This is a genomic window from Sphingomonas qilianensis (genome assembly GCF_039614825.1).
In the GTDB taxonomy this organism is placed as follows: Bacteria; Pseudomonadota; Alphaproteobacteria; order Sphingomonadales; family Sphingomonadaceae; genus Sphingomonas; species Sphingomonas qilianensis.
Genome location: NZ_JBDIMF010000001.1, coordinates 1,056,935 through 1,078,229, shown reverse-complemented (window position 1 = coordinate 1,078,229; position 21,295 = coordinate 1,056,935). Strand labels below are relative to the sequence as shown.

The window sequence follows — 21,295 nt, the reverse complement described above, 5'->3', positions numbered from 1 at the left end:
ATGAGCCGCTATTTCACCCAGGATCATGAATGGATCGACGTCACCGGCGATGTCGGCACGGTCGGCATCTCCGATTATGCGCAAAGCCAGCTCGGCGACATCGTGTTCGTCGACGTGCCCGAGACGGGCAAGACGCTCGCCAAGGGCGATGACGCCGCGGTGGTCGAATCGGTCAAGGCGGCGTCGGATGTCTATGCCCCGGCCAGCGGCACCGTGCTCGAGGGCAATGCCGCGCTCGCCGACACGCCCGCCCTGGTCAACGAGGAGCCGGAGACCAACGGCTGGTTCTTCAAGATCACGCTCAGCGACCCCAGCGAGCTCGAGGCGATGATGGACGAAACCGCCTACGCCGCCTTCATCGCGGCGCTGTAATTCTCCCCTCCCGCTTGCGGGAGGGGAGGAGTAGTTCACCAGCCCCTCCCGCAAGCGGGAGGGGAGGAGTAGTTCAAATGCGCTACCTGCCCCTGACACCCCACGACCGTACCGAAATGCTCGCCGTCATCGGCGCGGCCTCGGTCGATGACCTGTTCGTCGATGTGCCTGCCGTCGCGCAGCTCGATGGCCCGATCCACGGCCTGCCGATGCACGCCAGCGAACTCGCCGTCGAACGCCACATGACCGCGTTGTCGCGCAAGAACATCGCCGCCAGCGATGGCCCGTTCTTCCTCGGCTGCGGCGCGTACAAGCATCACGTGCCCGCCAGCGTCGATCATCTGATCCAGCGCGGCGAATTCCTCACCGCCTATACGCCGTACCAGCCGGAAATCGCGCAGGGCACGCTGCAGATGCTGTTCGAATTCCAGACGCAGGTCGCGCGATTGCTCGGCACCGATGTCGCCAACGCCTCGATGTACGATGGCTCCACCGCGTGCTGGGAAGCGATCGGCATGGCGCGCCGCGTCACCAAACGCGCCAAGGCGCTGCTCTCCTCCGGGCTGCACCCGCATTACGTGTCGGTCGCCAACACGATGGCCAAGTTCACCGGCGACGTGCTCGAAACCGCCGCGCCGACATTGGCGGCCGACACCGACATCGCCGATCTGATCGCCCGCATCGATGGCGATACGTCGTGCGTGGTCGTGCAATATCCCGACATTCTCGGCCGCATCGAAGACCTGACCGGGCTCGCCGCCGCCTGCCAGGCCAACAAGGCGTTGCTGATTGCCGTGGTCACCGAGCCGGTGGCGCTCGGCGCGATCCGTTCGCCCGGCGAGATGGGCGCGGATATCGTGGTTGGCGAAGGACAGTCGCTGGGCGTCGGGCTGCAATTCGGCGGGCCGTATGTCGGCCTGTTCGGCTGCAAGGAAAAATACGTTCGCCAGATGCCGGGCCGGTTGTGCGGCGAGACGGTCGATGCCGATGGGCGCCGCGGGTTCGTGCTGACGCTCAGCACGCGCGAGCAGCATATTCGTCGCGAAAAAGCCACGTCGAACATCTGCACCAATAGCGGGCTGTGCGCGCTCGCTTTCTCGATCCACATGACCCTGCTCGGCGAAGCGGGCTTGCGCACGCTGGCCGAGATCAACCACGCGGGCGCGGTCGCCGCGGCCGAGCGGCTGGCGCAGATCCCCGGCGTGGAATTGGTCACGCCCAGCTTCTTCAACGAATTCACGCTCAAGCTGCCGGTCGAAGCGCGCCCGATCGTCCGTGCCTTGGCCGATCGGGGGATCCTCGCCGGCGTGTCGCTTGGCCGGCTCTATCCGGGTGAGGACGCGCTTGCCAACGGGCTGGTGGTCGCAGTGACCGAAACGACGACTGCGGAGGACGTGGAGACACTTGCCGCCGCACTGCAGGAGGTTCTGGCATGAGCATCAACGCAAGCGGCTGGCGCCCCGAAGCGCCCCAGCAGGGCACCAGCGCCGCCCCGACCTTCACCGGCAACAAGGCGCTGATGCTGGAAGAGGCCCTGATCTTCGAGATCGGCGATATCCATACGACGGGCGTCGATTTCGCCGAAAGAAGCCCATCCGCTGAAGGGGAGGGGCTGAAGGGGCGCTTGGGCAATCTCGCCCGTACCGCGGCGATCGGTCTGCCGGGCCTGTCCGAGCCCGAAGCGGTGCGCCACTATACCCGGCTCAGCCGCCAGAATTACGGCATCGATCTCGGCTTCTTCCCGCTCGGCAGCTGCACGATGAAGCACAACCCGCGCCTCAACGAGAAGACGGCGCGGCTTCCGGGCTTTGCCGACGTCCACCCGCTGCAGCCGGTCGATACCGTGCAGGGCGCGCTGGAAGTGATTCACCAGCTCGCGCACTGGCTGGTGACGCTCACCGGCATGGATTCGGTGGCGATGAGCCCCAAGGCCGGCGCGCATGGCGAGCTTTGCGGCATTCTCGCCATCAAGGCCGCGCTCGAAGCGCGCGGCGAGGGCCATCGCAAGGTCATCCTCGTGCCCGAAAGCGCGCACGGCACCAACCCGGCCACCGCCGCCTTTGCCGGCTACCGTGTCGAGGATATTCCCGCCACCAGCGAAGGTCGTGTCGATACCGCCGCGCTGATCGCGCGCCTCGGCCCCGATGTCGCCGGCGTGATGATCACCAATCCCAACACCTGCGGTCTGTTCGAGCGCGACATGCGTGAGATTTCCGACGCGGTGCATGCCGCCGGCGGGCTGGTCTATTGCGATGGCGCGAATTTCAACGCCATCGTCGGCCGGGTGCGGCCGGGCGATCTTGGCATCGATGCCATGCACATCAATCTGCACAAGACCTTCTCCACCCCGCATGGCGGCGGCGGCCCAGGCTCCGGCCCGGTCGTGCTGTCGAAGGCGCTCACCCCGTTCGCGCCGCTGCCGTTCGTCGAGAAGACGGATGCCGGCTTCCGCCTTGTCGAGGAAGAAACCGCCGAAGAACATCACGATCAGACCTTCGGCCGCATGGTCGCCTTCCACGGCCAGATGGGCATGTTCACGCGCGCGCTGACGTACATTCTCAGCCACGGCGCGGATGGGCTGCGTCAGGTCGCCGAAGATGCCGTGCTCAACGCGAATTATATCCTGCGCTCGCTGGGGGACACGCTGGTTGCGCCGTTCGGGCATTCGGGGCCGTGCATGCACGAAGCGCTGTTCTCCGATGACAATCTCGCCGAGGGCTTCTCCACGATCGATATCGCCAAGGGGCTGATCGACGAGGGCTATCATCCGATGACGATGTATTTCCCGCTCGTCGTCCACGGCGCGATGCTGGTCGAGCCGACCGAGACGGAAAGCAAGGCCGCGTTGGATCAGTTCATCGGCGCGCTGCGCTCGGTGGCGGAACGCGCCAAGGCCGGCGATGTGGCGCTCAAGACCGCGCCGCATTTCGCCCCGCGCAGCCGGCTCGATGAAACGCTGGCGGCGCGCAAGCCGGTGCTGGTGTGGAAGGAAGCGCTGCTCGCCGAAGCCGCGGAATAGGCGTGGCTGCGCCGGCGCGCCGTCAGGCCGCCGGCTGCATCCGTTGCATCACGCGGGCATATAGCGCGTCGCCGGTCACGCGGTGTTCGTACATCGGGTTGGCGGGGTCGGCGGCGATCCCGTCGCCCGGAAAATAGCCGATGCGATCGGTCACGATATGCGCGCCCTGCAGACGATACTGCGCGGCGAGCTGCTCCACCTGACGCTTGGCGCGGCCGTAAGCATGGTCGTGATCGATCCACATTGATGACGGCACGAAGATCGCGGCGTAGCGCTGCCACTCCTGCAAATGCCCGGTCACGCGCGCGACATGCGCATCGGGCTCGTCATGGCTGTACGCGCAATCGAACAGATAGGGTTTGTAGCCCGGCGCATGGCCGCGCCGCGGCTCGCCGATATCCACCGCCTCGACCTCGAATCCATCCCGCCGCAGGCGCTGCACGAAGGCGCGCCCCAGCCGGCCCTTGGCCCCCATCACGATGGCATATTTTAAGGTCGTGGGGGCGGTGGTCATCGTCCCCGCCTAGCCGGGCGGGGCGCGCGGCGATAGCGGGTCAGGAAGATTTAGCCTTGCGCCCGCGCCCGCGCGTCATCGGGTCGGGCTTGGCCGGCGGCGTCCAGCCGGGCGGCGGGGTGTAGCGCTGCTGGCTGGTGCCGAGCCCCATCTTGCCCGGCTGCTGCCGCGTCAGCCCGGCGGCGTCGATCGCCGCCGCATCCGCCGCGCCATCCTGCCCGCGCAGGATGCTGATCTGGTCGCGCAGCGTCGCCGCGAGCGCGAAATCCTGCGCCTCGGCGGCGGCTTCCATCTGCTGGCGGAGCGTGTCGATCGTCGTCATGCGAGAGGTAACGCGCCAACCCCGCTTGGGATGCGCGCCGACACCAACCGATCCGTCATCCTCGCGAACGCTGGGATCTCAAGCGGCACGAAAGCGTCGCCAGCCCCACGAGACCCCGGCTTTCGCTGGGGTGACGCCCCGTAGTGGGCGTTGCCCCGTTACCGCTTCCCCGCCCGATACGCCTTCACCGCCGCCAGCGTGCCCTCGACATGCCCCACCGGATTGCCTTGCGTCAGCGCAAAGATCACCTTGCCGCCCGGCGCGATGACATAGCTTGTGCGGTTGGTCATTTTGGCGCCGGGCGCCATCTGCACGTCATAGCCCTTGATCGTTCCCGCGCTTGCCGTGCCCACCGGGAATTTGTCGCGGCATGCCTCGATCGAGAATTTGGCGAGCTTGTCGATCGGATCGGCGGAAAGCCCGATCAGGCTCGCGCCATTGGCGGCAAAATCATCCGCCGCCTCGGCAAAGGCATGCGCCTCGATCGTGCAGCCGCCGGTAAACGCGGCGGGGAAGAAATATACCACCACCGGGCCCTTCTTCAGCGCCGTCTTGAGCGCGAAATCGAACTGCTTGCCGCCTTTCGCCGCCTTGGTGACGATATTCGGTGCGGCCGCACCCACCGGCAGGGCTGCATGCGCGGGCAGGGCGGTCAGCGCGAGGGCCAGGGCGGCGGAAAGAACAAGCTTCATCTGTCGATACTCCACTCGGTTTCACGCCGTAATAGGCCGCGATCGCGCCGCGCGATATGCCCGATTGCGCGGCATGCCCGCGCTCCCGGCTCAGTTCGACGGTGCCAGCTTGGTGTTCAGCACCCAGCCGACATTGTCGTTCTCGTCCGCCACTTGCCACCACAGCCCGTTCTTCTCGCCGGTCGGATAGACGATCGCGCCGGGCGGCAGCGTTCGCACCACGCGGCCGGCGGCCGAGGCGGTAGTGCGCATCGCCACCGGGCCTTGCGCGGTGAAGGTCTTGGCCGGCGCCGCCTCGGCGGTGCCCGCCGCGCCGGGCTGGACGAGGCCGAGCTCGTTGACCATCTTGGCATAGGCCTGGATGAACGCCAGCGTCACGATCCGACCGATATCGGTATTGTCATAACCGCCGCCCACCGCCGCCGCGCCGCCTCCCAGGAAACCGGCTCCGCCGCCCACGCCGAACGTCAGGCTGTTCTTGGCGGCATAGCCGTCCTGCACGGCGATCGTCTCGGTGGTGCGCACGTTGGTCAGCGACAGCACCGTGTTCGCCTCCATCTTGCGGCTGCCCACGCCGCCCAGCAGTCCGCCAAAGCGCCCGCCGACCAGGCCGCCAATCCCGGCGCCGACCGCGCTGCCGCCGGAATTGCGGTTGGCCGCCTGCACCTCGGCGACCAGCACGTAATCCGCCGCCTTGATCTGCCCCTGGCCGACGTTCGAGCGCCGCTGCAGCCCGAGATCGCCGCCGATATCGCGCTCGCGCTGCGCCGCGCTGAGGCCGGAGCCGCGATCGACCAGATTGAAACAGCCCGAACGCTGGATCAGCACTTTCAGCAGCTTCTGTGGCCCGGCCAGCTGGAACTGCGTCCAGCCCGAGGGATCGTCGCCATCCATCACCGATACCGTGCCCAATTTGCGGGTGCAGCGCGGCACGTCCGTCACGGCCTGTTCCTGCGCCTTTTGCACTTTGCTCGGCTTGTCGCGCGCCATCGCCTGAGTCGCGATCGTCAGTGCCGCCGCGGCCAGCAAGCCACTTATAATAAACCGGTTATTGCACAGCATCCGCTTACCCCCCGTTTTACTACCCGAAACCTTGTGCAATATCCGGCGACGCAAATAAACTGCCGATCAAATATTGCCTCGATCGCCGCGCCAACTTGCCGGGCGGCGCGGCGGTGGTGAAACGTCGCGGCCCCTTCGCGATTCCTCAGGTCGGTGCTATCGGCCCCTGAGACCTTTCACAGATTGACAGAAACACGTGGCCACTCCTCTCGATAAGATCCGCAATTTCAGCATCATCGCGCATATCGATCACGGCAAGTCGACGCTTGCCGATCGCCTGATCCAGGAGACGGGCGGGCTCTCCGCGCGCGAAATGTCCGAACAGGTGCTCGATAACATGGAGATCGAGAAGGAGCGCGGCATCACCATCAAGGCGCAGACCGTGCGCCTCGCCTACAAGGCGGATGACGGCGAAACCTACACGCTGAACCTGATGGACACGCCCGGCCACGTCGATTTCGCCTATGAAGTGTCGCGCTCCCTCGCCGCGTGCGAAGGCGCGCTGCTGGTCGTCGATGCCGCGCAGGGCGTCGAGGCGCAGACGCTCGCCAACGTCTATCAGTCGATCGAGCACAATCACGAGATCGTGCCCGTGATCAACAAGATCGATCTGCCCGCCGCCGATCCCGACAAGGTCAAGGCCGAGATCGAGGAAGTCATCGGGCTGGATGCGTCGCAGGCCGTGCTCACCTCGGCCAAATCCGGCATCGGCATCCGCGAGGTGCTGGAAGCCGTCGTCACGCGCATCCCGCCGCCCAAGGGCGATCCCGACGCGCCCTTGAAGGCCATGCTGGTCGACAGCTGGTACGATCCCTATCTCGGCGTCGTCATCCTCGTCCGCGTCGTCGCCGGCACGCTGAAAAAGGGCCAGCTGGTCAAGTTCATGGCCACCGGCACGCAGCATCTGATCGATCGCGTTGGCTGCTTCCGCCCGCGCATCGAGCAGCTCACCGAACTCGGCGTCGGCGAAATCGGCTTCATCACCGCGCAGATCAAGGAAGTCGCGCAGACCCGCGTCGGCGACACGATCACCGACGTCAAGCGCCCCGCGCTCGAGCCGCTGGCGGGGTTCAAGGAAGTCCAGCCGGTGGTGTTCTGCGGGCTGTTCCCGGTCGATGCCAACGATTTCGAGAAACTGCGCGAAAGCATCAGCAAGCTGCGGCTCAACGATGCCAGCTTCAGCTTCGAGATGGAAACCAGCGCGGCGCTGGGCTTCGGCTTCCGCTGCGGTTTCCTCGGGCTGCTCCACCTGGAGATCATCCAGGAGCGCCTGACGCGCGAATATGATCTCGATCTGATCACCACCGCGCCGTCGGTGGTCTATGAGATCGAGCTCAGCCATCCCGATCCCGCCGGGCAGACGCAGTTCGAGCTGCACAACCCCGCCGACATGCCCGATCCCAACAAGATCGCCACGATCAGCGAGCCGTGGATCAACGCGGTGATCTACGTGCCCGATGAATATCTCGGCTCGATCCTGAAGCTCTGCCAGGATCGTCGCGGCATCCAGAAGAACCTGACGTATGTCGGTGGCCGCGCGCAGGCGACTTATGAGCTGCCGCTCAACGAAGTCGTGTTCGATTTCTACGATCGCCTGAAATCGCTGTCCAAGGGCTATGCCAGCTTCGATTACACGCAGATCGGCTATCGCGAGGGCGATCTCGTCAAGATGAGCATCCTCGTCAACGAGGAGCCGGTCGATGCGCTGAGCATGATCGTCCACCGCGGCACCGCCGAAGTGCGCGGCCGCGGCATGGTCGAGCGCCTCAAGGATCTGATCCCGCGCCACCTGTTCAAGATCCCGATCCAGGCGGCGATCGGCGGCAAGGTGATCGCGCGCGAAACGATCAGCGCGATGCGCAAGGACGTCACCGCGAAATGCTATGGCGGCGATGCCAGCCGCAAGAAGAAGCTGCTCGAGAAGCAGAAGAAGGGGAAGCTCAAGATGCGCGAATATGGCAGCGTGAGCATTCCGCAGGAGGCGTTCATCGCGGCGCTGCGGATGGGCGATGATGCATGAGGCCCAAGGCTAAGCGCGAAAGCGCTTAGCCGCGGATCAGCCGAATGCCGGCCGGCGGTCGGTCGAGCGCGCCTCGACCGAACCGTCCGACGACGCGGCTTTGCCGCGGCGCAAGCCCGAGTGTCCCCCAGACCCAGCGCACCCCCCTCGTCACCCCGGGCTCGACCCCGGGCTCCCGCTTCTTCCTCGCCGCCCAAAAAGCGGGTCCCCGGCGCAACCCCGGTGTAACGGACGAGGGCACCCCCGCAACACCCCCTCAAGCCGCCGCCCGCGCATCAAACCCCTCGGTCGCCAGCATCACCGTCTTGGGCACCGGCTGTTCCCCGCTCAGATAATAAGCGATCGTCCGCCGCGACAGCCCCAGCGCCGCCGCTGCCACTTCGAGCGTCATCTCATGCCGCTCGATCCAGCCGCGAAAATCCGCCGCCGGCATCGTCTCGCCGGCCTGCTCATCGGCCCAGCGCCGCAATTGCGCGGCCCCGAAGTCGATCCCGCACGGCGGCCACTCGATCGACCAGCCATCCGCGGCCCGCTGCACGCCGGCGAAAACGTCCGGATCGGCCAGCGCCGCTAGAGCAGCGTGCCCGGCGATCACGCCCGCCAGATCGATCTCCGCCCGCCGCCCATCGTCCCACTGCACGGCCAGCCGTGTTCCCCCCGGCGTCACGACGCTATCGATTTTGCCAATGCTCACCGGCGTGTCCCAAGAACTCGACTGACATGGCTCTGAAATTATGGTGGGATCGTTCGGCCTTGCACAGCTCACTAGCTCTAATATCCGCGAAGGTTACAGTTTTCCACCACCTATTAGATTTTTGCCCGCTTCAACGATCTCTTTCATGTGGTCGGGCATCGGCAAGCCGGCATTGCGATCAGCCATAGTTTGAAATGCACCTTTGGTAACTGCGATGGTTATGATGACGCTGCCGGTAACGGTCGCCACTATAAGCGCAGTGAGCGCATGACCTGAGTTCCGATCAAAAATCGTATTCGCGTGGCGCAAAACTACAACTAATAAAATTGCGAAAAAGAGAACGATGATGGCGCATGCTACGGAAACAGCCAGGCGAATGCGCCGGTGCCAATCAACCTCGTCTCGAAATGCAGTGATATATTCAGCAGAGGCAGCCTTATAAGATTCCCATCGACCGAAATCAGCGGTCAGTAGATCGACGCGGTCAGCAAGGCTCTTCAGATCATCTGGTGCAAGTGATGCAGCCGCCCGCTCTGTTGCAGCAACCTCACCAATTATGTCGCCAATCGACGGCTCAGGCTTTAGGCTGTCGCTCATCTGCCAACTTTGTATAGTGCTCGCTAATAATTGCATTAGGAATTTCGTCGGAATTTCCGAGGCCGCCGCGGTATGTCTGAGACCAGGGCGTGCCCGGTTCATGCGTTATGCGCGACAGTGAGAACGCATGCATATCACCGTAGCTTTTTACCACAGACTGAATGACGGCGCTTTGCTGACTCGATAGTTTTGCTGTCGGCACCATGCCAAACGGTCCAACGGCATTTCCTACGATGGGCTGAGATCCAAAACGGCGAAATTCACGGTAAACTGACGGGAAGACAGGGCCGTGCTGCCATGCCTCCGGCTGCTGATCTACTAAGGGAGCTTTCAACAACGCAAGCGACCACCCATGGGCAATATAAACTAGCTTAAGAAGCTGCATAATCGTTAACGATTTACCCTGTACTCGAGCTTCATCGAGAACAGCGTTGGCGACTGCGAGGGGCGGGTATGCGGTCATTACACTTGCCTCCTTCTATCAGTCGTAGAGCTTGGAAATCGGCACGCCCCCGGCATGCCGCCTAGAGGGTGAATTTCGTAGTTTCTGCTGGCATTGTCAAATTCGGTCTTGACATTGAATTTATGCAGCATGGAAAATTTTACGCTTTGAGGCTCGCTGAGGCGTTTTTTGGGTTTGGCAGGTCCAACTGCCAAAAAAAATACTACTGCTCTTAGCGGCGTTCTGTGAGCCTCTATGAGGGCTACGATAGCGTTATCGAGGGTTGATCGCTTTTAAGTGGCCGCCCAGCGGGTTCAACAGGAATCGCTAGAGCATCACCCTAATACGGCACCAACAAATCCCCCTTCTCCAACAGCTCCGCCTCGCTCAGCAATCGCCCGTCCGCCCCCAGCCGCACCGCCGGCACCGCCGCCGGCGGTAGCGCCGCCACCCCCGGCGCGCTCCCCAGCCACGCCGCCCAGGCCGCTTCCGTCTCCGCCGCGCGCCAGATCGCCAGCGCATCCGTCGTTGCGTCGCCGGGCGGCGCGCGCAGCACGCGTTCGGCGGCGCTGCGCGCGCGCAGCCGTGCCTCGATCGTCGGGCCGCCACGGCAGTCCAGGCGGTCCAGCGCCGCCGCGATGTCGTCGCGCAGCGGGGTGACGATGCGCGGCCAGCCCGCCTGCGCGTCGGAGGCGCGCTCGACCAGCAGCAGCGCGCGCGCCGGGCTCCACGGCGGTGGTGGGGGCGGGGGCAGCGGAGTGCCCGCCTGCGCCGCCTCGATCCGCGCCACCGCCGCATCGATCGCGTCCAGCGCGGCATGATCGTCGAGCATCTGCCAGCCGACCTCACCCGCGGGCCGCTCCGGCTCCGCCGCCTCCATGCCGTGTTCCAGCGCGCCGACGAATGCCCCGTTCACCTCGTCCGCCGCCACGAACGCCCGCTCGGGATCATCCTGGGGCAAGGTCGCCCGCGCGCGCGCCGCGCATGCCTCCAGCGCGGCGCGGATCGCGGCCTGCGCCTCCTCGTCCAGCGCTACGCCCTCGAACGCGGCGATCGCCGCCGCCGCCTCGTCCGCGCGCACCCCGCTATCGCCCGCGGCGGCGCCGGTGATCACCGTGCGGATGCTGGTGTGCGATGTCTCGGCCTGCGCCGCCGCGCCGCTGGCGGGTGCGGGTGCGAGTGCGGGGGCGTGTGCCGCCACGATGGGGGTCTTGCGCCGCCGCCCGCGCTCGGCGCGCTGCGCCGGCGCCAGCGGCACGGTAAGCGAGCCGCCGGGTGTCGTCTCTGCCGCCACCGCTCCGGGCTCGGCCATGCCCCCGCCCGTCGCGGCCCCGCCCGTCGCGGCCCCGGCGCTCGCCCCGGCTCCGGCACTGGCCCCGGCCCCGGCACTAGCCTTGCTGCTGAAATAATTGATCGTCACGCGCCGCCCGTTGGCATCCACGCCGTAATGCCGCAGGCAGAACATCAGCAGCGCATCATTCTTCTTGCGGTGATAGCCGACCAGCTTGCCGCCCACGAACAGCGGCACCAGTTGCCCGTTGAGCGCGCGATCGAACGCCTCGTCCTTCAGCACCTGCAGCCCGAGATCGAGCGCCGCATCCCAGGCCCGGCGAAAGCCCTCCGCGCCCGGCTCACGGCGCAGCGCATAAGCGCGGCTCTTGGCCATGTTGACGATGCGGCACGCGGCGGGCACCGATCCGGTATCCGCCAGCGCGGCGATGAACGCCCGCTGCCGCTCGGGCGACCAGCCGCCATGCCGGATGATCTGACGCGGCACCGGCGCGAAGTCCGGCAGCGCTGGCTCGGGCGCAGGCTCGGGCTCGGGCGCTGGGGCGGAAGCGGGGGAGGGGGTCTCTGCCATGAGTCGCAGAATAACCCATATGGTTCGTTGTAGGACAGCGAAAAATGCGCATCGGTTCCGAGCTTGTGATCGGATGCAGTCAGCCGCGGCGGCCTAGGCGGCCTCGGCGGCCTGTCGATGACCCGCACGTCGTCCCCCCGGGCGCGGTCCGGGGGCAGCGGCATCGCAGGATAGCCGCTCCCCGATCGCCCCGCTATACCGCGCCGCATGCCCCGCCCGCGCACTCTCCTCACCACGCTCGCCGCGCTCGCCGCCGCGCTCCTCCTCGCGCTGGCCCCGGCGAACGCACAACCCCGCGCGCCGCTCGTCCTCGCCGCCGCTTCTTTGCAGGAATCGATGACCGCCGCCGCCGCCGCCTGGGCGCGGCGTGGCCATCCCCGGCCGGTCATCTCCTTTGCCGCTTCCTCCGCGCTCGCGCGTCAGCTGATCGCCGGCGCCCCCGCCGATCTGTTCCTGTCCGCTGACGAGCAATGGATGAATGCGGTCGCGGCGAAAAATCTGCTCGCCCCCGCCACGCGCGCAGATTTCCTCGGCAATCGCCTCGTCGTCATTGCGCCCGCCGGCAGCGCCACGCGCATCCCGCAGCGCCCCGCCGCCGCGCTCGCGCGCACGCTCGGCGCCGGCCCGCTGGCCATGGCCGATCCCGCCAGCGTGCCGGCGGGCAAATATGGCAAGCTCGCGCTGCAGCGGCTCGGCGCGTGGGGGCAGGTCGCGCCGCAGGTCGTGGCTGCCGAGAATGTCCGCGCCGCGCTGGCGCTGGTCGAGCGCGGCGCCGCCCCGCTCGGCATCGTCTATGCAACGGATGCGCGGGCGTCGCGCGCGGTGCGCATCGCCGGCGTCTTCCCCGCCGCCAGCCACCCGCCGATCGTCTATCCGCTCGCCCGCCTCGCCGCCTCGCGCAACCTGGAGGGCGAAGCCTTCCGCCGCTTCCTCCTGTCGCGCGCGGGCAAGGCGATCTTCGTGCGTTACGGGTTCATCGCGCGCTGATGCTGACGTCCGCGGAATGGGGCATCGTCATGCTGTCGCTGCAGGTCGGCGGCGCGGCGCTGCTCGTCACGCTGCCGATCGCCTTCGCCTTGGCCTGGCTGCTCGCCCGCGCCAGCTTCCCCGGCAAGATCCTGCTCGATGCCGCGATCCACTTGCCGCTGGTCGTGCCCCCCGTCGTCACCGGCTGGCTGTTGCTGCTCGCCTTCGCCCCCTCCGGTCCGCTCGGTGCCTTTCTCCAACAAGCCTTCGGCATCAGCGTGCTGTTTCGCTGGACGGGTGCCGCCATCGCCGCCGGCATCATGGCGCTCCCGCTCATGGTCCGCGCCATCCGCCTCTCGCTGGAAGCGGTCGACCGCCGGCTCGAGGGCGCCGCGCGCACGCTCGGCGCCAGCCCCGCGCGCGTCTTCCGCACCATCACTTTGCCCTTAGCGCTGCCGGGGGTGCTGGCCGGCACGGTGCTCGGCTTCGCCCGTGCGCTGGGCGAATTCGGCGCGACCATCACATTCGTCTCCAACGTGCCCGGCCAGACGCAGACGCTGCCGCTCGCCATCTACAGCGCGCTCCAGCAACCCGGCGGTGACGCGATGGTGCTGCGGCTCAGCGCGATCTCGGTCGCGCTGTCGCTTGCCGCGTTGGTCGCCTCTGAACTGCTCGCCAGGCGCGCGGGGCGGGGCGTTCATGTCCTTTGACGTCGATATCCACGGTAATGTCGGCGCCACCGAAATCCGCTGCCGGATCGAGCCGGTCGATGGTCTGACGGTGCTGTTCGGCCCATCGGGTGCCGGCAAGACGAGCGTGTTGAACATGATTGCCGGACTGATCGACCCGGGGGCAGGACATATCCGCGTCGCCGGTCGGACCCTGTTTGATGAGTCGTGGGATCCCTGGGATTTCAACAGCATGCCGCCCGAACGGAGGCGTGCCGGTTATGTCTTCCAAGACTCACGCCTGTTCCCGCATATGAAGGTTGTTGCAAACCTTCGTTACGCCGCACCGGATCGCCCGCTCGATCTCGCCCCGATCGCCTTTCTCGGCATCGATCATCTGCTCGATCGCTGGCCGCGCTCGCTCTCGGGCGGCGAAGCGCGCCGCGTCGCCATCGGCCGCGCGTTGCTCAGCGATCCCGCCTTTCTGCTGCTCGACGAACCGTTATCTTCGCTCGATGCCCCCCGCCGCGAGGAAATCACCCGCGCGATCGAGCATCTCCGCGATGTCGTGCGATTGCCGATCCTGATGGTCACGCACGACGCCGCCGAAGCCGAACGGCTGGGCACGCGGATCGTCGCGATGGGCGATTGACGCGGGCGCGCCGCGCCGGCGTTACTTCCCCCCGCGCGCCTTCATCTGCAGCGCCGAAACGCAGCTTGCGCGGTCGACCGGGCTGCCATCGCCCTGCCGCGCGTCGAGATACGTCACCACCGGCTCGGCGCTGCCTTTGGGGTACAGATAGGCGTCGAGCACGCACGTCCCGCTGGCGAATTGCAGCTTGCGCGCGTTGCCCTCGATCAGATCGGCAACCGGCGTGCCGAGCCGCGCCACCAGCCCGCGGGCGTTCTGCCCGATCACGCCTTCAAGCCCCAGCGTACCGGTCGGGATCGGCACGAACGCCGTGCGCGTCGGCCGCGCGGTGCCGCCCGCGGCACAGCCGGCGAGCACGAGGCCCGGGATCAGCGCCAATGCCAATCGCTTCATGCTTTGCGTCCCTGAAACCCTGAGTGAAACCAATGCGTCGCCATCGCCGCGACTATAACGGGCGCGGCCAGATTGACGATCGGCACGACGAACAATCCTGTTCCGATCAGCCCGAGCGCGAACCGGCTCAGCGCGGTCGTTCCGCGCCAGCCCTTCAGGTCCGTCGCGTCCATGTGCCGCGCCGCGACCATGTCGCCGAGATCGCGCCCCAGCAGCCAGCCATTGACGACGAAAAACAGGATCGCCGGGCCGATACCGGTGAACAGCAGCACGATATAGACCGGCAGCAACGCGAGATTGACGATCGCGAACCGCCCGACCGAGCCCAGCCCCATGGCGACCGACCGCGCCAGCAACACGTCGCGCGCGCTGGCCAGCGCCTGGGGATAGTGTTTCGCCTCGACCGCCTTGACCACGTCGTCGGCGAAGATGCCGATCACCAGCACCGCGACACCACGAAACAGGATGCCGGCGGCGATCAAGGCCAGCGCGACCGCCGCCACCCCGGCGATGCTTTGCGCGCCGCTGCCCCAGCCCCAATAGCCCGCGAGCCAGGTCAGCGTGTACCACGCGCCCCCGCCGAGCGCCGCCAGCAGGGCGATGGTCAGCGCCAGCGATTTGAGGAACACCGCCAGGATGCGCCGATCGCCGAGTTGCCCGACGGAAAGGAAGAAGGCACGGATCATTGGGGGCGGTGTACCGCGTGCCGAGGGCAAGTCCACCGGCGTGTCACGTTGCGCTCTCCCAACGTCGTCATGCTGAACTCGTTTCAGGATCCAGGCGCGGTCAGCAGTCGAAAGACGCGATCCGAGGGGCAGATGAGCGCGCCTGGATGCTGAAACAAGTTCAGCATGACGGACGATGGAGGAGGAAGCGCGGACCACCACCGGTTGCACGCAACGGGACGCCCCTTTACGGCCAAGCCAACATTATCCGCTCAGGAGCGCACCCTTTGACCAGCCCCACCTATGATGTCGTCGCGATCGGCAATGCCATCGTCGATGTCCTGTCGCATTCCGACGACGCCTTCCTCGCCGCCGAGAACATGGCCAAGGGCTCGATGCAGCTGATGTTCTCGCCCGAGGAAGCCGACGCCTTGTATGACAAGATGGGCCCCGGCATCGAGGCCTCGGGCGGCTCGGCGGCGAACACCGTCGCCGGCATCGCCGCGCTGGGCGGCAAATGCGGCTTTATCGGCCAGGTCGCCAAGGACCAGCTGGGCGACGTGTTCGCGCACGATATCCGCGCGATGGGCGTCACCTTCGGCACCGTGGCACGAGAGGGCGAGCCGACCACCGCGCGTTGCCTGATCTTCGTCACGCCCGATGGTCAGCGCACGATGAACACCTTTCTCGGCGCCTCGCAATTCCTGCCCGAGGCGGCGCTCGACCGCGACCTGATCGCCGATGCCGCGATCCTGTATCTCGAAGGCTATCTGTGGGATCCCGAGGAACCGCGCCAGGCGATGCGCGCGGCGATCGAGGTCTCGCGCAAGGCGGGGCGCAAGGTCGCCTTCACGCTGAGCGACGTGTTCTGCATCTCGCGCCACGGTGGCGATTTCCGCCGTCTGATGGCCGATGGCCTGATCGACATCATGTTCGCCAATGAGGCGGAGATCCTGGCGTTGATGGAGACGGAGGATTTCGACGCCGCCGTATCGGCCGCAGCGGCGCAGGTGCCGATGTTGGTGGTGACCCGCAGCGAACGTGGCGCGATCGCCGTGTCGGGCGGCAAGACCGTTGCGGTATCCGCCGAGCCGATCGATCGCGTGGTCGACACGACCGGCGCGGGTGATCTGTTCGCCGCCGGCTTCCTGTCGGGCCAGGCCAACGGTAAGAGCGTCGAACAGTCGCTCAAGCTCGGCGCGCTCTGTGCCGCGGAGATCATCAGCCATGTCGGCGCCCGCCCGCAGGTGGATTTGAAGGTACTGGCGGCAAAGCTTGACTGACCAAACGAGTCCGGGGTGACGAGCATATGAAAAAGGCCGGGGATCGCTCCCCGGCCTTTTTTTGTTGAAGATCGCCCCGCTCAGTGCGGGTAATCGATCCCGGTCAGATCCGCCGGCAGATCGGGGTTCGTCTCGACGATCCCCCGCGCGACATGGCTCGCGCGATAACCATAGGCGTAATAGATCACCAGCCCCACCGCGCCCCAGGCGGGCAACACCAACATGGCCTCCAGCGGCAGGTTGAAGAACAGGAATACGCAGCCGAAAATCGTCAGCGGCCCGATCAACCACAGCATTGGCGTCTTGAAGCTGCGCTTCACGTTCGGCGCGGTCCGGCGCAGGATCATTACCGCTACGGCGACCATCATGAAGGCGTAGAGCGTGCCGGCGTTGGCGATGTCGGCAAGCTTACCGACCGGCAGGAACGCCGCCGCAAACGCTACTGCGCCGCCGGTTATCGCGGTCACGATATACGGCGTCTTCCACTTGGGGTGAATGGCCGAAAGCTTCTCGGGCAGCAGACCGTCGCGGCTCATCACGAAGAAGATGCGGGTCTGCCCGAACAGCAGGATCAGGATCACCGACGGCAGCGCGATGAACGCGGCATAACCAAGGAAATTGCCGATCGTGCCAAAACCGATCTGGCGCAGCACGTGCGCCAGTGCCTCGTTCGAACAGACCAGCGCCTGGGCATGCTGTGGCAAGGCACATTGGCGCGCCAGCTCTTCCGATCCCGCAGGGAAGGGTACGCCGCCTGGGCCCATGATCGGCTGGCCACCGATCGTGCCAACCGCGCCGGCGGCGACCAGCATGTAGAATACGGTGCAAAACAGCAGCGAGGCAATCAGGCCGATAGGCACGTTGCGCTGCGGGTTCTTGGTTTCTTCCGCCGCGGTGGAGACCGCGTCGAAGCCGACATAGGCGAAAAAGATTGTTGCCGCCGCGCCGACCGCGCCCACTCCGCTGCCGAAGCCGCCGAACAGGCCAGCGGGCAGGAAAGGATTGAAGCGCGCCGCATCGAATTGGTCGGAAGGCAAGGTCAGCACGATGAACGCGGTGAGCGCGGTGACCTTGATCAGCACCAGTACCGCGTTGACCTTGGCGCTTTCGCTCGTGCCGATCATCAGCAGCCAGGTGACGAGCAGCGCGATAATGACCGCGGGCAGGTTGATGAGGCCGCCCGGCGATCCGCCCATCGCCAGCGGAGCGGTGGCCAGCCAGGCGGGCAGATGTATGCCCAGGGTCTGGTTCAAAATGGTCCCGGTGAAATACCCCGACCAGCCGACCGCCACCGCGCTTGCCGCGACGGCATATTCGAGGATCAAGGCCCAGCCCACTGTCCAGGCGAGCAATTCGCCCATCGTCGTATAGGTATACGTATAAGCGGAACCGGCGACCGGGATCATCGAGCCGATCTCGGCATAGCAGAGTGCGGCGATGATGCAGATTCCGCCGGCGATAGCGAAAGCGAGCAGCAGGCCAGGGCCGGCTTTCTGCGCGCCCGCGGCGGTGAGTACGAAAATGCCCGTGCCGATCACGCAACCGATGCCGAACAAGGTCAGCTGGAACCAGCCCAGCGAACGGTGCAGTGATTTCTTCTCGGCCGTCGCCAGAATGGCGTCGAGTGGCTTGATACGCCCAAATATCATGAAGTGCTTTTCCCAAAAGCGACCGGCGCTCGGGGCCGGCTCGTTATGGGGCGGAGCCTAATGACAAAATGAAGACGCGCAATCCCTTATCGGGCGGCGCGCCGGGGTTTAGCGTGCCAGCATAGGCCCTAGCGGCTGCCCGGCGAACAGATGGACGTGCAGATGCGGCACTTCCTGCCCCGCCTGGCGCCCGGTATTGGCAAGCAAGCGATAGCCACGTGGCACCAGCCCGGCATCGCGCGCCACCGTGCCGACCGCGCGAATGAAGCCGGCAATCTCGTCGGCCGAGGCGTTCGCGCTGAAATCGTCCCACGATACGTAAGGCCCACGCGGGATCACCAGGATGTGGATCGGCGCCTGCGCATTGATGTCGTGGAAGGCGATCGCCCATTCGTCCTCATAAACGCGGCTCGACGGAATCTCGTCGCGCAGGATCTTGGCGAAGATGTTCTGGTCGTCATACGGCTTGGTCGCGTCGATCGGCATTTTAAGAATCCCCCTCCCGCCTGCGGGAGGGGCTAGGGGAGGGCCTGTCCTAGCATCCCGGCGATAGTGGCTTACATGCCCTCCCTCAGCCTCTCCCGCAAGCGGGAGGGGGAGTTATGGCGTACGTGCCGCCTTCTCGTCGATCCCCGAAACGCCTTCGCGGCGCATCATCTCGGCGCGGATATCGTCCAGGCCGAGGCCGGCATCGGCCAGCAACACCATCAGGTGGAAGAGCAGGTCGGTCGCCTCGGACACCATTTCCTGACGATCATCGGCCACCGCAGCGATCACCGTCTCAACCGCTTCCTCACCCACCTTCTGCGCGATCTTCGCGCGGCCACGCTGGAACAGCTTGGCGGTGTAGGACGTGGTCGGATCGGCACCGCGGCGGCTGCGGATCGTCGCTTCCAGCGTATCGAGAAAATCTTCTGCCATGCGCCCTTCGCTGGCGTATGGCTGGGGTAAGGTCAATCCTTGCGCCGCTTGGCGAAGCGCGCCCGCAACGCCCGGCGGACGACGAACACGCCGATGCACGTCATCGCGAACAAGGCAATGTCTGACCATTCCGGGCTGGTACGGGCCTGCGGCACGCCAGTGTGCGCGGCGAACACGGCGGTGGGCACGACGAGGACCAGGAGCAGAAACAACGTACGCATAGGGTGTCGATAGCGCCGGGCAGTTAACATTCTGGCACCTCCTGCGACTATAGCTAAAGCGGTCGCCTGACAGCCACGCCGGCTTGCGCCAGCGCGGCATGCGCATCCGCAATGCTGGCTTCGCCGAAATGGAAAATGCTCGCCGCCAGCACCGCGCTGGCATGGCCTTCGATCACGCCGGCCACCAGATCGTCCAGCCCGCCCACGCCGCCCGATGCGACCACCGGCACCGCCACCTGATCGGCGATGGTGCGGATCAGTTCCAGATCATACCCGCCGCGCGTCCCATCGCGGTCCATCGATGTCACCAGCAATTCGCCCGCGCCGAGCCGCACGAGGTTCAGCGCATGGTCGATCGCGTCGATCCCGGTCGCGCGCCGGCCGCCATGCGTAAACACTTCCCAGCGCCCACCGCTGCGTCGCGCGTCGACCGAGGCGACACAGCATTGGCTGCCGAAGCGATCGGCGATGTCGGCGACCAGTTCGGGGCGCGCCACGGCGGCGGAATTGACCGCCACCTTGTCCGCGCCCGCCAGCAGCAGCGCGCGGGCATCGTCGGCCGAGCGTACCCCGCCGCCGACGGTCAGCGGCATGAAGCACACTTCGGCCGTCCGCCGCACGACATCCAGAATCGTGCCGCGCGCCTCGTGACTGGCGGTGATGTCGAGGAAGCAGAGCTCGTCAGCGCCCGCCGCATCATAGGCGCGGGCCTGTTCGACCGGATCGCCGGCATCTTGCAGATCGACGAAATTGACGCCCTTGACGACACGGCCGTTGGCCACGTCAAGGCACGGGATCACGCGCGCGCGGACCGTCATCTAATCCCCCTCCCGCTTGCGGGAGGGGCTAGGGGAGGGCGTGTCAGCGTAGTGCAGGTCATCACGTGGGCACATGCCCTCCCCCGACCCCTCCCGCAAGCGGGAGGGGAGAATCTCACGCCGCCGCCGCCACGCTGAGCGCCGCGGCCAGGTCCAGCCGCCCGTCATACAGCGCGCGCCCGGTGATCACGCCTTCCACGCCGTCTGCGGCATGCAGCGCCAGCACATGGATTTCGCCGATCCCCGCCACGCCGCCGCTGGCGATTACAGGGATGCGCACGCTGCGCGCCAGATCCACGGTCGCCTCGACATTGCAGCCCTTCAGCATCCCGTCACGCCCGACATCGGTGAACAAGAGCGCCGCCACGCCGGCATCTTCGAACCGCCGCGCCATATCGACCACCGCGACGGTCGAGACATCGGCCCAGCCACGCGTCGCCACCATGCCGTCCTTGGCATCCACCGCGACGACGATCCCGCCGGGAAAATCGTTCGCGGCCTGGCGCACCAGTTCGGGATTCTCCAGCGCCGCGGTGCCGATCACCACGCGCGACACGCCGAGATCGAACCAGCGCTCGATCGCCGCGCGATCGCGTATCCCCCCGCCCAATTGCACATGTCCGGGGAACTGCGCGACGATATCGCGCACCGCATCGCCATTGACCGACGCACCGGCAAACGCGCCATCGAGATCGACGACGTGCAGATAATCCGCGCCCTGGCCGGCAAAGATCATCGCCTGCGCCGCCGGATCATCGCCATAGACCGTTGCACGATCCATATCGCCTTCGGCCAGCCGCACGACCTGCCCACCCTTGAGATCGATAGCGGGAAACACGATCAGGGACGCCATGCGAGAAACCTTTCGAGGAGCGCCAGCCCGTAACGCTGGCTCTTTTCGGGGTGGAATTGCACCCCCAGCATATTGTCGTGCCCGATCGCCGCGGTAACCGCGCCGGCATGATCGGTGGTCGCGATCACATCGCGCCCGCGATAGGCATAGGAATGCAGGAAATAGGCCTCGCCCGGCTCGACCAGCGCGTGGGGCAAAGCATGGGGCAGGGCGGTCACGTCGTTCCAGCCCATATGCGGCACCTTGGCGGCGGGGTCGGTCGGCTCGAGCAGCGCGACCGTGCCCTGCATCCAGCCCAGCCCCTGGTGCACGCCATGTTCCTCGCCCGTCTCGGCCATCAATTGCATGCCGACGCAGATGCCGAGAAACGGCGCGCCGTCGTGCCGCACGCGCTGTTCCAGCGCTTCGATCATGCCGGGCACCGCGCGCAGCGCCGCGGCGCACGCGCCGAACGCGCCGACGCCGGGCAGCACGATGCGGTCCGCGCGCGCCACCGCATCGGCATCGGGCGTAATCAGAATGTCGGCCGCCCCCGCCGCCTTCAGCGCATTGGCCACCGAATGCAGATTGCCCGCGCCATAATCGATCAGCGCCAGCGTCATGCCAAACCC

Annotated in this window: 25 protein-coding genes; 8 read left to right on the top strand and 17 right to left on the bottom strand. The window is 66.3% G+C overall.

Annotated features, from left to right (window positions below):
- The 3 genes from gcvH to gcvPB all read left to right on the top strand — a co-directional run bounded on the left by gcvH (position 1) and on the right by gcvPB (position 3,391).
- The gene (gene gcvH / locus ABC969_RS05260; protein WP_345863461.1) at positions 1 to 372 is read left to right on the top strand and encodes a glycine cleavage system protein GcvH; all 372 of its coding nucleotides are present in this window, start codon (positions 1 to 3) and stop codon (positions 370 to 372) included.
- 77 nt (positions 373 to 449) lie between these two features.
- Positions 450 to 1,808: an aminomethyl-transferring glycine dehydrogenase subunit GcvPA gene (gene gcvPA / locus ABC969_RS05255; protein WP_345863460.1), complete on the top strand. Its 1,359-nt coding sequence runs from the start codon at positions 450 to 452 to the stop codon at positions 1,806 to 1,808.
- Positions 1,805 to 3,391 carry an aminomethyl-transferring glycine dehydrogenase subunit GcvPB gene (gene gcvPB, locus ABC969_RS05250; RefSeq protein ID WP_345863458.1) on the top strand — a complete coding sequence of 529 codons (1,587 nt, stop codon included), beginning with the start codon at positions 1,805 to 1,807 and terminating at the stop codon, positions 3,389 to 3,391. The genes gcvPA and gcvPB overlap by 4 nt, the downstream gene beginning before the upstream one ends.
- Positions 3,392 to 3,413: 22 nt before the next feature.
- Here the strand turns inward: gcvPB and ABC969_RS05245 are convergent, their stop codons facing one another.
- The 4 genes from ABC969_RS05245 to ABC969_RS05230 all read right to left on the bottom strand — a co-directional run bounded on the left by ABC969_RS05245 (position 3,414) and on the right by ABC969_RS05230 (position 5,981).
- Positions 3,414 to 3,905 carry an NAD-dependent epimerase/dehydratase family protein gene (locus ABC969_RS05245; protein ID WP_345863456.1) on the bottom strand — a complete coding sequence of 164 codons (492 nt, stop codon included), beginning with the start codon at positions 3,903 to 3,905 and terminating at the stop codon, positions 3,414 to 3,416.
- Between the two features lie 40 nt (positions 3,906 to 3,945).
- A complete protein-coding gene (locus ABC969_RS05240) occupies positions 3,946 to 4,227 on the bottom strand; it encodes a UvrB/UvrC motif-containing protein (protein WP_345863454.1) in 282 nt (93 codons plus the stop codon).
- Positions 4,228 to 4,385: 158 nt separating this feature from the next.
- A complete protein-coding gene (locus ABC969_RS05235) occupies positions 4,386 to 4,919 on the bottom strand; it encodes a redoxin domain-containing protein (RefSeq protein ID WP_345863452.1) in 534 nt (177 codons plus the stop codon).
- A gap of 90 nt (positions 4,920 to 5,009) precedes the next feature.
- Complete coding sequence (locus ABC969_RS05230; RefSeq protein ID WP_345863450.1) at positions 5,010 to 5,981, bottom strand: CsgG/HfaB family protein; 972 nt, start codon at positions 5,979 to 5,981, stop codon at positions 5,010 to 5,012.
- Between the two features lie 196 nt (positions 5,982 to 6,177).
- Here ABC969_RS05230 and lepA point away from each other — a divergent pair, with 196 nt between their 5' ends.
- Entirely contained in the window at positions 6,178 to 8,001 is a 1,824-nt protein-coding gene (gene lepA / locus ABC969_RS05225) for a translation elongation factor 4 (RefSeq protein WP_345863449.1), read from the top strand.
- Positions 8,002 to 8,257: 256 nt separating this feature from the next.
- Here the strand turns inward: lepA and ABC969_RS05220 are convergent, their stop codons facing one another.
- The 4 genes from ABC969_RS05220 to ABC969_RS05205 form a co-directional block, all read right to left on the bottom strand.
- Positions 8,258 to 8,695, bottom strand: a complete 438-nt coding sequence (locus ABC969_RS05220) for a DUF2442 domain-containing protein (protein ID WP_345863448.1) — start codon at positions 8,693 to 8,695, stop codon at positions 8,258 to 8,260.
- Between the two features lie 93 nt (positions 8,696 to 8,788).
- Positions 8,789 to 9,292: a hypothetical protein gene (locus ABC969_RS05215; RefSeq protein WP_345863446.1), complete on the bottom strand. Its 504-nt coding sequence runs from the start codon at positions 9,290 to 9,292 to the stop codon at positions 8,789 to 8,791.
- Complete coding sequence (locus ABC969_RS05210; protein WP_345863445.1) at positions 9,270 to 9,755, bottom strand: Panacea domain-containing protein; 486 nt, start codon at positions 9,753 to 9,755, stop codon at positions 9,270 to 9,272. The genes ABC969_RS05215 and ABC969_RS05210 overlap by 23 nt, the downstream gene beginning before the upstream one ends.
- A 319-nt stretch (positions 9,756 to 10,074) precedes the next feature.
- Positions 10,075 to 11,595: a hypothetical protein gene (locus ABC969_RS05205; RefSeq protein WP_345863443.1), complete on the bottom strand. Its 1,521-nt coding sequence runs from the start codon at positions 11,593 to 11,595 to the stop codon at positions 10,075 to 10,077.
- Positions 11,596 to 11,802: 207 nt separating this feature from the next.
- Here ABC969_RS05205 and modA point away from each other — a divergent pair, with 207 nt between their 5' ends.
- From modA to ABC969_RS05190, 3 genes are read left to right on the top strand one after another with little or no spacing between them, the layout of a single operon-like run.
- Positions 11,803 to 12,582: a molybdate ABC transporter substrate-binding protein gene (gene modA, locus ABC969_RS05200; protein ID WP_345863442.1), complete on the top strand. Its 780-nt coding sequence runs from the start codon at positions 11,803 to 11,805 to the stop codon at positions 12,580 to 12,582.
- Positions 12,582 to 13,271 (top strand): molybdate ABC transporter permease subunit, encoded by a 690-nt coding sequence (gene modB / locus ABC969_RS05195; RefSeq protein ID WP_345863441.1) that lies wholly within the window; start codon positions 12,582 to 12,584, stop codon positions 13,269 to 13,271. Before modA ends, modB begins: the two co-directional genes overlap by 1 nt.
- On the top strand, positions 13,261 to 13,881 hold the full coding sequence (locus ABC969_RS05190) for an ATP-binding cassette domain-containing protein (protein WP_345863440.1): 621 nt from the start codon (positions 13,261 to 13,263) through the stop codon (positions 13,879 to 13,881). Before modB ends, ABC969_RS05190 begins: the two co-directional genes overlap by 11 nt.
- Before the next feature lie 21 nt (positions 13,882 to 13,902).
- Here the strand turns inward: ABC969_RS05190 and ABC969_RS05185 are convergent, their stop codons facing one another.
- Both ABC969_RS05185 and ABC969_RS05180 read right to left on the bottom strand, forming a co-directional pair.
- A complete protein-coding gene (locus ABC969_RS05185; protein WP_345863439.1) occupies positions 13,903 to 14,274 on the bottom strand; it encodes a hypothetical protein in 372 nt (123 codons plus the stop codon).
- Complete coding sequence (locus ABC969_RS05180) at positions 14,271 to 14,960, bottom strand: EI24 domain-containing protein (protein ID WP_345863438.1); 690 nt, start codon at positions 14,958 to 14,960, stop codon at positions 14,271 to 14,273. The genes ABC969_RS05185 and ABC969_RS05180 overlap by 4 nt, the downstream gene beginning before the upstream one ends.
- A gap of 266 nt (positions 14,961 to 15,226) precedes the next feature.
- Here ABC969_RS05180 and ABC969_RS05175 point away from each other — a divergent pair, with 266 nt between their 5' ends.
- Positions 15,227 to 16,222: an adenosine kinase gene (locus tag ABC969_RS05175; RefSeq protein ID WP_345863436.1), complete on the top strand. Its 996-nt coding sequence runs from the start codon at positions 15,227 to 15,229 to the stop codon at positions 16,220 to 16,222.
- Positions 16,223 to 16,302: 80 nt separating this feature from the next.
- On the opposite strand, the gene ABC969_RS05170 is transcribed toward ABC969_RS05175, so the two are convergent.
- From ABC969_RS05170 to hisH, 7 genes are all read right to left on the bottom strand, one after another.
- Positions 16,303 to 17,871, bottom strand: a complete 1,569-nt coding sequence (locus ABC969_RS05170) for an amino acid permease (RefSeq protein ID WP_345863434.1) — start codon at positions 17,869 to 17,871, stop codon at positions 16,303 to 16,305.
- 108 nt (positions 17,872 to 17,979) lie between these two features.
- Complete coding sequence (locus ABC969_RS05165) at positions 17,980 to 18,357, bottom strand: histidine triad nucleotide-binding protein (RefSeq protein ID WP_345863433.1); 378 nt, start codon at positions 18,355 to 18,357, stop codon at positions 17,980 to 17,982.
- Positions 18,358 to 18,471: 114 nt separating this feature from the next.
- Positions 18,472 to 18,792, bottom strand: a complete 321-nt coding sequence (locus ABC969_RS05160) for a phosphoribosyl-ATP diphosphatase (RefSeq protein ID WP_345863432.1) — start codon at positions 18,790 to 18,792, stop codon at positions 18,472 to 18,474.
- 32 nt (positions 18,793 to 18,824) lie between these two features.
- Entirely contained in the window at positions 18,825 to 19,013 is a 189-nt protein-coding gene (locus tag ABC969_RS05155; protein WP_345863431.1) for a hypothetical protein, read from the bottom strand.
- Between the two features lie 53 nt (positions 19,014 to 19,066).
- Positions 19,067 to 19,831, bottom strand: coding sequence for an imidazole glycerol phosphate synthase subunit HisF (hisF, locus tag ABC969_RS05150; protein ID WP_345863430.1), 765 nt, complete (start codon positions 19,829 to 19,831; stop codon positions 19,067 to 19,069).
- 115 nt (positions 19,832 to 19,946) lie between these two features.
- Positions 19,947 to 20,684, bottom strand: a complete 738-nt coding sequence (hisA, locus tag ABC969_RS05145) for a 1-(5-phosphoribosyl)-5-[(5-phosphoribosylamino)methylideneamino]imidazole-4-carboxamide isomerase (RefSeq protein ID WP_345863429.1) — start codon at positions 20,682 to 20,684, stop codon at positions 19,947 to 19,949.
- Positions 20,672 to 21,286, bottom strand: coding sequence for an imidazole glycerol phosphate synthase subunit HisH (gene hisH, locus ABC969_RS05140; protein ID WP_345863427.1), 615 nt, complete (start codon positions 21,284 to 21,286; stop codon positions 20,672 to 20,674). The genes hisA and hisH overlap by 13 nt, the downstream gene beginning before the upstream one ends.
- Between the last annotated feature and the right edge of the window lie 9 nt (positions 21,287 to 21,295).

Bases quoted from the DNA above. Each gene is read 5' to 3' on its own strand.
- gcvH (WP_345863461.1), top strand. From the start codon at position 1: ATGAGCCGCTATTTCACCCAGGATCATGAATGGATCGACGTCACCGGC.
- gcvPA (WP_345863460.1), top strand. From the start codon at position 450: ATGCGCTACCTGCCCCTGACACCCCACGACCGTACCGAAATGCTCGCC.
- gcvPB (WP_345863458.1), top strand. From the start codon at position 1,805: ATGAGCATCAACGCAAGCGGCTGGCGCCCCGAAGCGCCCCAGCAGGGC.
- ABC969_RS05245 (WP_345863456.1), bottom strand. From the start codon at position 3,905: ATGACCACCGCCCCCACGACCTTAAAATATGCCATCGTGATGGGGGCC.
- ABC969_RS05240 (WP_345863454.1), bottom strand. From the start codon at position 4,227: ATGACGACGATCGACACGCTCCGCCAGCAGATGGAAGCCGCCGCCGAG.
- ABC969_RS05235 (WP_345863452.1), bottom strand. From the start codon at position 4,919: ATGAAGCTTGTTCTTTCCGCCGCCCTGGCCCTCGCGCTGACCGCCCTG.
- ABC969_RS05230 (WP_345863450.1), bottom strand. From the start codon at position 5,981: ATGCTGTGCAATAACCGGTTTATTATAAGTGGCTTGCTGGCCGCGGCG.
- ABC969_RS05215 (WP_345863446.1), bottom strand. From the start codon at position 9,292: ATGAGCGACAGCCTAAAGCCTGAGCCGTCGATTGGCGACATAATTGGT.
- ABC969_RS05210 (WP_345863445.1), bottom strand. From the start codon at position 9,755: ATGACCGCATACCCGCCCCTCGCAGTCGCCAACGCTGTTCTCGATGAA.
- ABC969_RS05205 (WP_345863443.1), bottom strand. From the start codon at position 11,595: ATGGCAGAGACCCCCTCCCCCGCTTCCGCCCCAGCGCCCGAGCCCGAG.
- modA (WP_345863442.1), top strand. From the start codon at position 11,803: ATGCCCCGCCCGCGCACTCTCCTCACCACGCTCGCCGCGCTCGCCGCC.
- modB (WP_345863441.1), top strand. From the start codon at position 12,582: ATGCTGACGTCCGCGGAATGGGGCATCGTCATGCTGTCGCTGCAGGTC.
- ABC969_RS05190 (WP_345863440.1), top strand. From the start codon at position 13,261: ATGTCCTTTGACGTCGATATCCACGGTAATGTCGGCGCCACCGAAATC.
- ABC969_RS05185 (WP_345863439.1), bottom strand. From the start codon at position 14,274: ATGAAGCGATTGGCATTGGCGCTGATCCCGGGCCTCGTGCTCGCCGGC.
- ABC969_RS05180 (WP_345863438.1), bottom strand. From the start codon at position 14,960: ATGATCCGTGCCTTCTTCCTTTCCGTCGGGCAACTCGGCGATCGGCGC.
- ABC969_RS05170 (WP_345863434.1), bottom strand. From the start codon at position 17,871: ATGATATTTGGGCGTATCAAGCCACTCGACGCCATTCTGGCGACGGCC.
- ABC969_RS05165 (WP_345863433.1), bottom strand. From the start codon at position 18,357: ATGCCGATCGACGCGACCAAGCCGTATGACGACCAGAACATCTTCGCC.
- ABC969_RS05160 (WP_345863432.1), bottom strand. From the start codon at position 18,792: ATGGCAGAAGATTTTCTCGATACGCTGGAAGCGACGATCCGCAGCCGC.
- ABC969_RS05155 (WP_345863431.1), bottom strand. From the start codon at position 19,013: ATGCGTACGTTGTTTCTGCTCCTGGTCCTCGTCGTGCCCACCGCCGTG.
- hisF (WP_345863430.1), bottom strand. From the start codon at position 19,831: ATGACGGTCCGCGCGCGCGTGATCCCGTGCCTTGACGTGGCCAACGGC.
- hisA (WP_345863429.1), bottom strand. From the start codon at position 20,684: ATGGCGTCCCTGATCGTGTTTCCCGCTATCGATCTCAAGGGTGGGCAG.
- hisH (WP_345863427.1), bottom strand. From the start codon at position 21,286: ATGACGCTGGCGCTGATCGATTATGGCGCGGGCAATCTGCATTCGGTG.